Here is a 12,230-nt window from a genome sequence, read left to right on the forward strand (position 1 = left end):
CTACGAACACTCGATCCCCGAGGGGCCCATGCCGTTCGCCGCGGCGGCCGCGGAACCGCCGCCGTCCGGCCTCGGCTGGAAGTCCGGCGGCGCGCGGGCGCTGCTGGCCACCGGCTACACCTTCAAGTTCCGCGACCAGCGGGCCGCGGACTGGCTCGGACCGTACGTGCGCCCGATCGCGGCGCACATGTCGCAGGTCACCGGTATCCGCTACACCGTGGATCCCAAGCCGGTGGGCACCGCCTACCAGCGCACCGCGGGTGACGTGGTCGTGCACCTCTACAAGCGGCCCTGCAAGGCGGTCGGCGGCACCGGCATCGGCACGCGCTACCAGGGAGTGTCGGACGGCTCCGGCGCGCAGGGCTTCAGCTGCGCGTTCAACTGGTACTCGAACTGGACCGTCCAGAGCGGCGAGGCGTGGATCAACACCGAGCACTTCACCTCGACGGGCGGCCCGTCGCCGTCGATGGGGGCGGCCAGCGTGACCAACCTGGTCGCGCACGAACTCGGCCACACTATGGGTCTGTCGCACGCCAACAACAGTGCGAAGGAAGCCGATTGCGCCAAGGGCGCGGCCGGTGAGATGCCGGTGATGTGCCGACCGCACAGCAGCGCGTACAAGGACCGTGCGGCCGGACGGTACGTGCAGCAGTTCGACCTTCAGGGCCTCCGGGTACTCGCCGCCAACGGCGGTGCCAAGCCGCCGGCGCAGGGTCCGATCGTGGGCGTCGGCGGCAAATGCCTCGACGTAAGGTCGGCGGCGCTCGGGGACGGCACGCAGATCCAGTTGTACCGCTGCAACGGCACTCCGGCGCAGAACTGGATCATGAACCGGGACGGGTCGATCAACGCGCTGGGCAAGTGCCTGGACAACTACGGCGGCAAGAACGCCATCCGCAACAAGATCCAGTTGTACGTCTGCAACGGCTCGGCCGCGCAGAAGTGGCAGCTCAACGCCAAGGGCCAGTTGGTCAACCCGGCGACCGGCAAGGTGCTGGACGTCAAGGGCGGCTCGACGGCGGACAGCACGATCGTGCAGCTCTACACGCCGAACTCCGGCAAGGGGCAGGTGTGGCGGGTGCCCACCGGCTGACGGGGAACGCCCCCGGGGACGTGCGGAACGCCCCCGGGACGTACCCGAGAGAACGCCGGGAGCGGCGGGTCTGTCACACGGACACGGCCCGCCGCTCCCGGCGTTTCGCGGTTTGTGAAGTCCCGCGTCAGGCAGCGTGGTTCGAGCCACCGCGGCGCCGGACGGCGAAGGTCGCGCCCGCGCCCACCAGGACCAGTGCGGTGCCGCCCGCGACCAGCGGCAGCGTGGAGTCGGAGCCGCCGGTCTTGGGGAGCTGCGGCTTGTCGGTCGGCGCCGTGGTGCCGCCGGGTGCGGACGTGGCGGGTGCGGACGTGCCGGGTGCGGCGCTGCTCGGGGCCGCGGTGCCGTTGCCCGCGGCGGCTCCGGCGTACGACAGCTTGAGGCGGGCCGGGAGCGAGTGGGTGGCCATGTCGTACACCACGACACCGCACTCGACCTTGGTGCAGTCGGTCGCGCCGAAGGTGCCCTTGACGCCGAAGTCGGCGGTGAACGCGCCCTGCGCGTCGGTCTGCACGGGCGCCGTGGCGGCCATGTCGCAGCCCTCGCCGCGCTGCGTCGTGAGGACGCAGTTGATCAGGGTGAGCGACTTGCCGGGTTCGAAGCCGGAGCCGGTGACCTTGATCGTTTCACCGGACGCGGCCAGCCCGCTGGTCTTGTTCGCGGACAGCGTGCCCGCGGCGTTCGCCGGGGCGGCGAAGCCCACGGTCAGGGCCGCGGCGGCGGCGGTCAGGGTGAGACCGGTGATGAGGCGCGAGGACGTCATGGTCTGCGGACTCCAGAGATGAAGGTTCGTGCGTACTTCTGGGCCGGGGCAGCCCGGACATGCGGCGGGAGCGCACCGGGGGTCCTGGGGACCGCGCGTCGTCCTGCCTTGTCGCGATCACATTAACTTAGGCAAGACTTACCTGGACAGGGGGTCTCGCGCGTGGGCTCGGGCACACCCGAGCGCCCACGCTATCGCCTGTGTGGGAACAGGAGTTCGCAGAACGGCGACTTTTCCGCCCATCGCCGGGTAAGGTGCCTCCACCACACGTCAGTCGGGGGGCTCGCCGTGCAACGCCGCGTACTCACCGCCGCCGTCGGCCTGGTCCTGACCCTCTCCCTCACCCCGCTCGTGACCGGGTGCCGGAGCGCGGACGCCAACGGCAGGGACGATTCCGCGCCCGGGACGGCGGACGGCGCGGGCGAAGGGTCCGGCGGTGCGCTGCCCGGTTCGTCCGGTGCTTCCGGTACGCCCGGCCCGTCGGGCGCGGCGGTACCGCCGAACGCGTCGGTGCCGTCGGGGGTGAAGAGCGGCAAGCCGTCCGAGGGGTCGTCGGGTGCGCCGTCGGGGCTGCCGCCGCAGCCGGACACCGAGTCGCGGGCCGCCTATGCCGCCGCCCTGGACGCCATCGACCCGCGCATCGTGGCCGGGGACCCGGCCGGGGCGGTCGAGCGCGGGCGTACCACCTGCCAGGCGATCGCCGCGCACATGAACCACACGAAGCTCATCACGCAGACGAAGCAGAAGTTCGCCCGGCCCGGGTACACCGTGACGAACGCGCATGCGGAGGCGATCGTGCGCGCTGCCAACACGCACCTGTGTCCGTCGTCGGGAGCCTGACTCGGGACCGCTACTCGGGAGCCCTGCTCAGGACCGTACTTGCGAGCCCGACTCGGGCGCCCGACGACGCACGGTGATTCGTGCACAGCCGGCTCTCTGGGAAAGCGCGCCGCCCTCGTCTAGGCTCCCGGCGCGCGTACCGAAGCACCGAACGAGCGAGGCACCGACAAGTCTCTGGGGGATGGGGATAGTGCGCGATTTCGCGGGCCGTACGGCGGTGGTCACCGGAGCCGGGAGCGGCATCGGCCGCGCTCTGGCGCTGCGCTTCGCGGCCGAGGGCATGCGCGTCGTGGCGTCCGACATCGAGGAGGACGTGCTCGACGAGACGCTGGAGCTCCTCGACAAGCGCGGCGCTGAGGCGGCCGCCAAGGTGGCCGATGTCGGCGACGAGGCACAGGTGTTCGCTCTCGCGGACTTCGCCTACGAGCAGTTCGACGCGGTCCATGTGCTCTGCAACAACGCGGGTGTGTTCTCCGGCGGAGTGATCTGGGGGCGTCCGCCCGCGGACCTGGAGTGGACGCTGCGCGTCAATCTGTGGGGCGTCATGCACGGCATCCGCGCGTTCGTGCCGCGGATGATCGCGCAGGACAGCGAGGGGCACATCGTCACGACGTCGTCGGCCGCCGGGTTGTTCGTCCCGGCGTACTCCGCGGCGTACACGATCTCGAAGTTCGCCTCGTACGCCGCGACCGAGACCCTGGCCCACGACCTCGCGGCGCAGGGTTCGAAGCTCAAGGCCACGGTCCTGTGCCCGGGCAACGTCAACACCGGCCTGCCCGGCTCGTCACGCAACCGACCCGCCGAACTGGCCGCCGCGTCGTCCCCGGACGCCGAGTTCCTGGAACTCGCGCTCGGCGAGACAGCGGGGCGCGGCATCGACCCGGCGCTCGCGGCCGAGACCGTGGTCGAGGCCATCCGCGAGGAGCGCTTCCTGGCCTTCACGCATCCCGAGTACGCCGACTACCTGCTCGCCCGGCCGGGCGAGCAGTTGTCGGGGGCTGTGCCGCAGACGCCGCCGCTGGGTTGAGCGCGCGGGGGCCGGACGGACCCGGGCCGCGCTCGCGGGGCCGGTGCGGTGTGTCCGTACCGGCCCCGCGGGTGAAGCGGTGAACTGGCGTACGCGTGAAGCTGCGTGCGCCCGTACCGGGGTGTGCGCGTATCGCGGTGCTCGCGTACCGGGGGTGTGCGCGTTTCACGGTGCTTGCGTATCGGGTGCCCGCCTACCCGCGACCCGTCAGATCTTGTGCGCGGCGCGCAGGTAGTCGACGAGCACCTGCCGGTACTCGCGGGCCTCCGCAAGCAGCGCGGTGTACATGCCGGCGCCGTGCGTCAGGCCGTCCCAGCGTCGGATCTCGGTGGGCACCCCGGCCTCCTGGAGGCGCTTGCCGTACGCCTCGCCCTCGTCGCGCAGCGGGTCGTACTCGCACGTCATCACCAGCGCCGGAGGCAGCCCGAGCAGGGTCTCGGCATGCAGCGGCGACGCATACGGGTCCTTCGCGTCGCCGTGCTTGCCGATGTAGTACTCGACGCCCTCGCGCATGGCCTTCTCGGTGAGGAGGTAGCCGGTGCCGTTCTCCTTGACGGAGGGGTGGGACATGGTCAGGTCCGTGGCCGGGACCTCCAGCACCTGGCACACGGGCATCGGGATACGGCGGTCCCGCAGCGCGAGGGTGACGCCCGCGGCGATGTTGCCGCCCGCGCTGTCGCCGCCGATGGAGATCCGGTCCATGTTGACGCCGAGGCTGAACGCGCGCTCCTGCACCCACACCCAGGCCGCGACGCCGTCCTCGAACGGCACCGGGTAGGCGAACTCCGGGGCGAGGCGGTAGTCGACGGAGATCACGACGCAGTCCGTGAGCTTAGCGAGGTTCGCGCACTCGGCGTCGAACTGGTCGAGGGTGCCGAGCCACCACGCGCCGCCGTGGAAGTACACGTGCGCGGGGCGCCCGCCGCGCGGTGCGGGGGTCGGCGGCGTGTAGACCCGCGCCGGGATGGTCCCGTGGTCCGGAACCTTGACGGTGATCTCGACGTCGCGGCGCGCCACGTCCTCGGGCGCGGGCTCGCCGAACGCGAGGATCGCGGACTCCAGTCCCTTGTGCGCGGCGGCGCGGCGCTCCTCCAGGGACAACCCCTCGGGCTGCGGCGGGGAGCCGGCCAGGGCGTCGAGTATCGACTGGATCTGAGGTACGACGGGCATGCGGGTCCTCCGGTGGTGCGGACGGGTGGCGCCGGAAGTGCGGTGTGCGGGTCGTTCTTCGGGATCTGCCCAGGTGCGTCGAGATCCGGCCGGGCCTCCCGGGCGTACAGCCTCTGACCTGCGACGATCCGACGCACGGTAGCACTTTCGGCGGAAGAAGAAAGCCCCCGTCGGGCGACGTGCGGGCAACGGGGCGGTACCCCTGGACTTTGTCGCTGCACAGTTATACAAGAGTTGTGCACTTGCGCAGCGGGTGAGCGGCGGGTGCGTTGCGGCTGCGGGGCAGGTGCTTTGCGGATGCGTGGCGCACAGGTCGCGAAGTGAGCAGCCGATGGGGCGTCGGACGCGCGTCCGGTGAGCGGCGGCCGGAACGAGGGAGTCCCGTGGAGAGCCCTGTGGAGAGTCCTGTGCAGAACACATCCGGACCCGCTCCGGGCACGGCCCGGGCGGCGGAGACGCGGGACCGCATCGTGGACGCCGCGACCGACTGCATCCGCAGATGGGGTATCCGCCGGGTCTCGATGAACGACGTCGCCCAGCAGGCCGGCGTCTCGCGCCGGACCGTGTACCTGCACTTCGCCGACCGCGAGGCGCTGGTGCTGGCGGTGCTCATCGGGGTGTCCGAGCGCATGGTCGCGGCCGTCGAACCGCTGGTGCGTGCCAAGCCGACGCTCGCCGACCAGATCGCCGAGGCGGCCGTGCACGTGCACGCCATGGGACCGGGCGAACTCCAACTCGGGCTCGGGCTGAGGCCGGGGGAGTCGGAGGACGCCACGATGCTGCTCGCGCACAGCGAGCGGGTCCTGACGGCGTGGCACGGGTTCTGGGTGCCGTTCGTCGAGGAGGCGCGCGTGCGCGGCGAGGTGCGCGAGGACGTCGCCGTCGAGCGCGCCACCGACTGGATCATGCGCATGCTCATCTCGCTGGTGACCGTCCCCGCCCGCTCGTTCGACGCCGACGACCCCGACGAAGTCCGCAGGTTCGTCGCCGAGTTCATCACCCGGGGATTCGCACCCTGATTCCCCGCCGCACGGCGCGCCAGGCCCACACCGTCCAGTGCAGGAGGAGCACGATGAAGTTCGCCCTGTTCTACGAGATACCGGTCGCCCGTCCCTGGGACGAGGAGAGCGAGCACCGCGCGTACAAGAACACGATCGAGCAGGCGGTCCTCGGCGACAAGATGGGCTTCCACTCCTTCTGGACCGTGGAGCACCACTTCCTGGAGGAGTACTCGCACTGCTCCAACCCCGAGACGCTGTACGGCGCGATCGCCGCGCGGACGGAGAACATCCGGCTGGGGTACGGGGTGCGGCTGCTGCCGAAGCCGTACAACCACCCCATCCGCAGCGCGGAGTCGGCGGCGGTGCTGGACCTGATCTCGGACGGGCGTGTCGAGTTCGGCACCGGACGGAGTTCGACGCGGGCGGAGCTGGAGGGCTTCGACATCGACCCGTCGGAGACGCGGGCGATGTGGAACGAGGCCCTCGACCACATCGTGGGCGCGTGGACCGAGGACGAGTACCAGGCGCAGGGGGAGTACTGGCGGATGGGTGCGCCGCGGCGGGTGCTGCCGCGCACGCTCCAGAAGCCGCACCCGCCGATGTGGGGCGCGACGTCGAGCCCGGACGGGCACAAGGAGATCGGCCGCCGCGGTCTGGGGCTGTGCTCGTTCACCGTCGGCGTGCCGCCCGAGGAACTGTCCGCGCGTATCGCGATGTACCGCGAGGGGCTGGCCGAATGCGTCAACCCCGCGGGCAAGTTCATCAACGACCGCGCGGCCACGTTCACGATGGTCCACTGCGCGCCGACGACCGACGAGGCGGTCGAGCAGGCCGCCGAGTCGTGCGTCTGGTATGTCGGCCACGGCGGCGCCCTCATCGCGTCCGTCGCGGAGTGGATGGAGGAGAAGGAGCAGGAGCTCGGTACGTACGGCTACGCCGCCGGGCCCCTGGAGCACCGCCGCAGCGGCGCGCTCAGCCACCTCACCTTCGACTACCTCCAGAACTCCGGCTCGGCCATCGTCGGCGACCCCGAGCACTGCGTCGAGGTCGCCAAGCGCTACGAGGCGGCCGGGTGCGACCTCCTGCTGTGCCTGGTCAACCCGTACAAGATCGAGCACGAGGCGGTCATGCGCTCGATCGAACTGATGGGCAAGCACGTCCTGCCCGCGTTCAAGGACTGACCGCCCCGGCCGCGGCGTCCGGAGATCAGGGGCCTCCGGACGCCGCCGCCGTCACCTCCTCCGCCGCCGCGCGTCGTCCCACGGCGCGTAGCGCCGCCGCGTTCAGGCCGTCCTCCTCGCCCGGTGGGAACCACGCCGCCAGGTAGCCGTCCGGGCGGACCAGCAGCAGCGTGTGCGCCGCCGCCCCCGGGTACTCGTGTGTCACCACCAGCTCGGCCGCGACCGGCAGTTCGCCGAGTCGGGCGCGCAGCAGCGGCATCAGGCCGGCGTCCCGCCAGCGCGGCCCGTCCCACACCTCTATGCCGGGCGCGACCAGCACAACCACCAGCCCTTGGTCGAGACACGCCGACAGCGGCGCCCGACGGCCGTCGGCACGCACCACCGGCACCTCCTCCACCGTCCCGCCGATCCCCGGGCCGCCCGGGGTCAGCAGCGGCGAACCGGTGTACTCCGGAACGGAATCGGCCACCAGCGCCCGCGGGTCCAGGCGCCGCAGCGTGGTCCCCTTGCTGCGCGCGCCCATCAGGGTCAGCCTGCGGCCCATCTTCTGCGCCGGCCCGCGCGGGCTGAGGAAGTGCAGGGCGTCCTCGCCGAACGCCAGCCTCCGCCGCGCCGCGCTGCGCCGCTCTCCGTGGTACGTCTCCATCAGCCGGTCCGGCGCCCGCCGCCCCAGCACGAGGGCGAGCTTCCAGGCCAGGTTGCGGGCGTCCTGGAGGGCCAGGTCCGTGCCGTCCGCGACGTTGGGGTGCACCAGATGCGCGGCGTCGCCCGCCAGCAGCACCCGTCCCGTCCGGAAGCGCCGCGCGAGGCGCTGGTGCACCTCGAACTCGCCGGTCCACACCATGTCGTAGACCGGGTCCGCGTTCGGGTCGGCGTCCGGGCTCATCGCGTCGAGGGTGCGCAGTACCGCCCGCACCCGCTGCGTCGTGCGCTTGGGATCGGCGGGGTCGCCGTGCACCGGGATCAGCGTCGTCGCGTCCGCGGCCTTCGCGACGCCGTGCGCGAGCGGAAGCTGCCAGGTCAGCCGCCACATGTCGTGCGGCAGCGGCTGCGCGAGGACCGTGCCGTCGCGCTGGAACGGCGGATCCACGAACAGCCAGGGCTCCAGCGGCGATTCCTCCCACGGCGGGCGCGGCAGGGCGACCTTCACGTCGGCGCACAGCAGACGGTCGACGCGCGGACGCCCCGGGAACCTGACGCCCAGCGCGCGGCGCACGAACGAGTGGTGCCCGTCCGCGGCCACCAGCCACCCGGCTCGCCACCGAACCCGGCCGGCCGGTCCGCGCGTGGTGACGGTGACGGTGTCCTGGTCCTGCTCGACCGCCTCGACGCGGTGCCGCCATGCGGTCGTCACCAGCGGGGCGGCGGCCACCGTGTCCAACAGCGCCTGCTCAAGCACCTGTTGGGGAAGGCCGTAGCGCTCCGGAGCGGGTGGCGGGCCGCTGTCGGCGTCGCGCGGCGGCGGTACGGTGCTCGACCGGCGTCGGATCCGCAGCGGGCCCCACGGCTGCGCGGCACCGTCCAGGCGCCCCGCGACCAGGCCCGCGGCGAACGCGAATGTCGGCGCGTCCAGCCCGCACGCGCGCGACCCCTCGCGCCCCGTGCCGTCGCCCGCGTCGACCAGGATCGAGCGGACGCCCTGCCGGGCGAGCGCCAGCGCGCACGCGAGCCCCGCCGGTCCGGCGCCGACGACGATCACCGAGTCCCGGCGGGCGTGGGAATCGGCGGTGCCTGGCATGCGAAGCCTCCCGAACGATCAGGTGTCCAAGAGGCAATCATCCGGCACCGGAGGCGGGTCGTGTGACAACGCGCCCGGTGCGCGGGTGGCGTCCCCAGGTGGCGCGCTCCGGCGCGTCGGCCGTGCGCGCGCCGTGCCCCGGGCACGAGGAGGCCGTACGTCCGGGCCGTACGCCCCGGACCTCCGCCGGACGGCCCCGTCGGCAACCCCGCCGGACGCCTCGCCGGACGCTCTGCCAAGCCCGCGAAGTTCACCCGTTCCGGCAGCCCGTCCGCCGCCATCCGCAGGCCGACCGGGCGGACTCGGCGGATCCCGATCGGCCCCACCCGTCCGTCACCGACACCCGCCCACGTCACACCCCCGCCCGACCCCAGCCCAAACCCAGCCCAAGCCCAAACCCAGCCGAGCCCAAGCCCAAGCCCAAACCCAGCCGAGCCCAAGCCCAGCCGAGCCCAGCCCAAGCCCAAACCCAGCCGAGCCGAGCCCAAGCTCAAACCCCGCCCAGCCCAAGCCCAAACTCCGCCAACCCCCGCTCAAGCCCAAACCCAACCCCTCAACGCTCCAACTCCGGCACCGCCGGAGCAGGCACCCCCGACAACCCCAGTGTCGCGTCGTACGCCGCCTTCCAATTGCCGTTGGCCGCATTGGCCGCCAGCGCCTCGTTGACCGCCATTCGGAACACCGTGTCCGTGCGTGGGAGTCCGATCCCGTAGTTCTCGGTCGTGAACGGCTCCCCGACGACCTTGAGCCGGTCCGGGCTGCGCGCCGCGTACCCCTTCAGGATCGCCTCGTCCGTCGACACCGCGTCCACCACCCCGGTCAGCAGGTTCTCCACGCACTGGCTGTAATCGTCGTAGAACACCGCGAGCGTCTCGGGGAATTCGCGCTGAAGGTGCCGGAACGCCGTCGAGCCCTTCGCCGAGCAGACCTTCCGGCCCGCCATGGACTCCTTTCCGGTGATCGCCTGTTCGTCCGCCCGCACCAGCAGGCTCTGCCCGGACACGTAGTACGGCCCGGCGAAGGCGACCGACCGCTTGCGCTCCTCGGTGATGCTGTACGTCCCGACGTACATGTCCACGTCGCCGTTCACGATCGCCGTCTCGCGGTTCACCGATGCGATGGTCTTGAACTCGATCGCCGCCGGATCCAGCCCCAGATGCGCGGACACCATGCGGGCGATCTCGATGTCGAAGCCGGACCGCCGCAGCGTGGCCGGGTCGAGGTAGCCCAGTCCCGGCTGGTCGTCCTTCGCGCCGACGACGAGGTGGCCGCGCTCCCGGGCGGCCTGCCACGTCGGCGACGCCGCCAGGTCCACGCCGTCGCGCACGGGGTAGGCGGGCGGTGACGGCGTGGGCCGCGCCGCGGGCGCCTGCGTCCCGGTCTTCGACGCATCACCCCCGCCGCTGCCCCCACCCCCGCATCCGGCGCTCAGCAGCGCGATGGCCGCGACGCCCGCGGCCGCGATGACCTGACGCAATGTCAGACGCAGTGTCATGTCCGGAACTCCCCCTGGGATCGCGCCTCGGGGGCATGCCGCGGCACGGGTCCGCACCGCGCGATCTCCCCCGGGGACCGAGCTTTCCGGGGACATCATGGGCCACACACCGGCCGGACGCAGAGCGACGCCCCGCGACGGGGTGGCGTCGCGGGGCGTCGAGTACGTGGCCGAGCACCAAGGAGCAGGGGAGCAACCGCAGTCGGACCGCCCGCCTACACGGGCACCTCCACCGACGCATCCGGCTTGGGCGTGATCGTCCCGCCCACCGGCCCCTCGATCTGCGGCGGCCGCCCCTTGCGTCCCCGGCTCAGCCGGCGCTCCAGGAAGACCGCGAGGGACGAGAGCAGCATGCAGATCACGATGTACACGCCGCCGACGACGATCGCCACCGGGATGAACGGGAACTCGTAGTCCTGCTGCCCGCCCAGCAGCTTGGAGACGTGCAGGAGTTCGGGGTAGGTGATCATGAAGCCGAGGGACGTGTCCTTCAGCGTCACCACCATCTGGCTGATGATCGACGGCAGCATCGCCCGGATGCCCTGCGGCACCAGGATGGACGCCATCACCTGCGTCTTGCGCATGCCGATCGCGTACGCCGCCTCGCTCTGCCCCTTCGGCAGCGCCAGGATGCCCGCGCGCATGGTCTCCGCCTGCACGGTGCCGTTGTAGAGCGTGAGGCCGATGACCAGCGGCCAGATCGGGTCCTCGTCGATGAAGTCCAGGAAGCCGGGCCAACTGTCGAGGTAGGCCGGTGTCACGTACAGGAAGAAGATCAGGATCAGCAGCGGCATCGCACGGAAGAACGTCACGAACGCCGTCGCCGCCCACCGCACCACGCGGTGCTCGGACAGCCGGCCTGCGGCGAGCAGGGCACCGAGGACCAGCGAGGCCACCACCGCGATCAGGAACGCCTTGAGCGACGCCCACAGACCGTCCAGGATCATGTTCTGCACACGGGTGTACTGGAACAGCTCCCATTTGCGGCTGTTGAACTGCCCGGTCTGGTCGAACCGGTAGACGACCCACGCCAGCCCGCCGACCAGCAGGCCCACGCCCACTACGCCGACGATGAGGTTGCGGCGCCGGGCCTTGGGGCCGGGGGCGTCGAAGAGGACTGTGGCCTGCTGGGTCATCGGGCCACCGCCAGCTTCTTCTCCAGCGCGGCGAAGGCCGCGCTCATGCTCAGGGTGATGATCATGTAGCCGGCCGCGATCCAGAAGAAGACCAGGAGCACGTTGTAGCTGTTCTCCACCATCTCCTTGTGCGTGCTGAGGAGGTCGGGCACGTTGAACGCGCTGGCGATCGCCGAGTTGCGGACCATCGCGATCAGCAGCGAACCGATCGGCGGCACCACGGCCCGCATCGCCTGCGGCAGCACCACCAGGCTCAGCGTCTGGTTGAACGACATGCCCAGGCTGCGGGCGGCCTCGGCCTGCCCGATGGGCACCGTGTTGATGCCCGAGCGCACCGCTTCGCAGATGAACGCCGCGGTGTAGCCGCCGACCGCGATCACCGCGAAGGTGATGAAGTCGAGGTTGATGTTCAGCTTCGGGAAGCCGAGCGCCACGACGAACAACAGCAGCGTCAGCGGCGTGTTGCGGATGACGGTGACGTACGCGGTGGCGAACCAGCGCAGCGGCGGGACGGGAGACACGCGGCACGCGGCCAGCAGCGTGCCCACCACGAGGGCCACGAGGCCGCAGTAGACGGTGAGCTTCAGTGTGGTGACGAAGCCGTCGCTGAGCAGATCCCAGTTGTCCGTGAGGACGTTCATCGCGCGCCCGCCTTCCGGCCCTCTTCCGGGCGCGCCGAACGGGCGGCGTCAGGGCATATGTTCACGGTGATCCCCGCAAGTCTGGATCGGACGTGGTTTCGAGGTGCCGGAGGCCGCGCTTCAGGAGCGTGCGGTCGGACGCGGC

The 12,230-nt window shown here is 71.6% G+C and carries 11 protein-coding genes; 5 read left to right on the plus strand and 6 right to left on the minus strand.

Features of this window, described 5'->3' with window-relative positions; translation table 11 throughout:
• On the plus strand, positions 1–1,093 hold a 1,093-nt coding region (locus ACRX5S_RS39060; protein WP_436778033.1), incomplete at its 5' end, for a ricin-type beta-trefoil lectin domain protein.
• 127 nt (positions 1,094–1,220) lie between these two features.
• Here the strand turns inward: ACRX5S_RS39060 and ACRX5S_RS39065 are convergent.
• Positions 1,221–1,856 carry a neocarzinostatin apoprotein domain-containing protein gene (locus ACRX5S_RS39065; RefSeq protein WP_436778034.1) on the minus strand — a complete coding sequence of 212 codons (636 nt, stop codon included), beginning with the start codon at positions 1,854–1,856 and terminating at the stop codon, positions 1,221–1,223.
• A gap of 288 nt (positions 1,857–2,144) precedes the next feature.
• Between ACRX5S_RS39065 and ACRX5S_RS39070 the strand changes: the two genes are divergently transcribed.
• Complete coding sequence (locus tag ACRX5S_RS39070) at positions 2,145–2,696, plus strand: DUF732 domain-containing protein (protein ID WP_436778035.1); 552 nt, start codon at positions 2,145–2,147, stop codon at positions 2,694–2,696.
• Positions 2,697–2,877: 181 nt separating this feature from the next.
• The gene (locus ACRX5S_RS39075) at positions 2,878–3,723 is read left to right on the plus strand and encodes an SDR family NAD(P)-dependent oxidoreductase (protein WP_436778036.1); all 846 of its coding nucleotides are present in this window, start codon (positions 2,878–2,880) and stop codon (positions 3,721–3,723) included.
• A 207-nt stretch (positions 3,724–3,930) separates the two neighbouring features.
• Here ACRX5S_RS39075 and ACRX5S_RS39080 read toward each other — a convergent pair whose 3' ends face one another.
• Positions 3,931–4,893, minus strand: a complete 963-nt coding sequence (locus ACRX5S_RS39080; protein WP_436778037.1) for an alpha/beta hydrolase — start codon at positions 4,891–4,893, stop codon at positions 3,931–3,933.
• A 407-nt stretch (positions 4,894–5,300) separates the two neighbouring features.
• On the opposite strand from ACRX5S_RS39080, the gene ACRX5S_RS39085 reads away from it, so the two are divergent.
• Together ACRX5S_RS39085 and ACRX5S_RS39090 are read left to right on the plus strand one after the other, a co-directional pair.
• Positions 5,301–5,912, plus strand: a complete 612-nt coding sequence (locus ACRX5S_RS39085; protein ID WP_436778038.1) for a TetR/AcrR family transcriptional regulator — start codon at positions 5,301–5,303, stop codon at positions 5,910–5,912.
• A gap of 53 nt (positions 5,913–5,965) precedes the next feature.
• Entirely contained in the window at positions 5,966–7,075 is a 1,110-nt protein-coding gene (locus ACRX5S_RS39090; RefSeq protein WP_436778039.1) for an LLM class flavin-dependent oxidoreductase, read from the plus strand.
• A 25-nt stretch (positions 7,076–7,100) separates the two neighbouring features.
• On the opposite strand, the gene ACRX5S_RS39095 is transcribed toward ACRX5S_RS39090, so the two are convergent.
• From ACRX5S_RS39095 to ACRX5S_RS39110, 4 genes are all read right to left on the minus strand, one after another.
• Positions 7,101–8,813 carry an FAD-dependent monooxygenase gene (locus ACRX5S_RS39095; protein ID WP_436778040.1) on the minus strand — a complete coding sequence of 571 codons (1,713 nt, stop codon included), beginning with the start codon at positions 8,811–8,813 and terminating at the stop codon, positions 7,101–7,103.
• A 553-nt stretch (positions 8,814–9,366) separates the two neighbouring features.
• A complete protein-coding gene (locus ACRX5S_RS39100) occupies positions 9,367–10,308 on the minus strand; it encodes a glutamate ABC transporter substrate-binding protein (protein ID WP_436778041.1) in 942 nt (313 codons plus the stop codon).
• Positions 10,309–10,523: 215 nt separating this feature from the next.
• Positions 10,524–11,444, minus strand: coding sequence for an amino acid ABC transporter permease (locus ACRX5S_RS39105; protein WP_436778042.1), 921 nt, complete (start codon positions 11,442–11,444; stop codon positions 10,524–10,526).
• Positions 11,441–12,085: an amino acid ABC transporter permease gene (locus ACRX5S_RS39110; RefSeq protein ID WP_436778043.1), complete on the minus strand. Its 645-nt coding sequence runs from the start codon at positions 12,083–12,085 to the stop codon at positions 11,441–11,443. Before ACRX5S_RS39110 ends, ACRX5S_RS39105 begins: the two co-directional genes overlap by 4 nt.
• Between the last annotated feature and the right edge of the window lie 145 nt (positions 12,086–12,230).

Source organism: Yinghuangia sp. YIM S09857 (assembly GCF_051388915.1).
GTDB lineage: Bacteria > Actinomycetota > Actinomycetes > Streptomycetales > Streptomycetaceae > Yinghuangia.

What these genes read in the sequence shown, in the direction of transcription:
- ACRX5S_RS39105 (WP_436778042.1), bottom strand. Translation starts at nt 11,444, where the DNA reads ATGACCCAGCAGGCCACAGTCCTCTTCGACGCCCCCGGCCCCAAGGCC.
- ACRX5S_RS39095 (WP_436778040.1), bottom strand. Translation starts at nt 8,813, where the DNA reads ATGCCAGGCACCGCCGATTCCCACGCCCGCCGGGACTCGGTGATCGTC.
- ACRX5S_RS39100 (WP_436778041.1), bottom strand. Translation starts at nt 10,308, where the DNA reads ATGACACTGCGTCTGACATTGCGTCAGGTCATCGCGGCCGCGGGCGTC.
- ACRX5S_RS39065 (WP_436778034.1), bottom strand. Translation starts at nt 1,856, where the DNA reads ATGACGTCCTCGCGCCTCATCACCGGTCTCACCCTGACCGCCGCCGCC.
- ACRX5S_RS39110 (WP_436778043.1), bottom strand. Translation starts at nt 12,085, where the DNA reads ATGAACGTCCTCACGGACAACTGGGATCTGCTCAGCGACGGCTTCGTC.
- ACRX5S_RS39080 (WP_436778037.1), bottom strand. Translation starts at nt 4,893, where the DNA reads ATGCCCGTCGTACCTCAGATCCAGTCGATACTCGACGCCCTGGCCGGC.
- ACRX5S_RS39090 (WP_436778039.1), top strand. Translation starts at nt 5,966, where the DNA reads ATGAAGTTCGCCCTGTTCTACGAGATACCGGTCGCCCGTCCCTGGGAC.
- ACRX5S_RS39075 (WP_436778036.1), top strand. Translation starts at nt 2,878, where the DNA reads ATGGGGATAGTGCGCGATTTCGCGGGCCGTACGGCGGTGGTCACCGGA.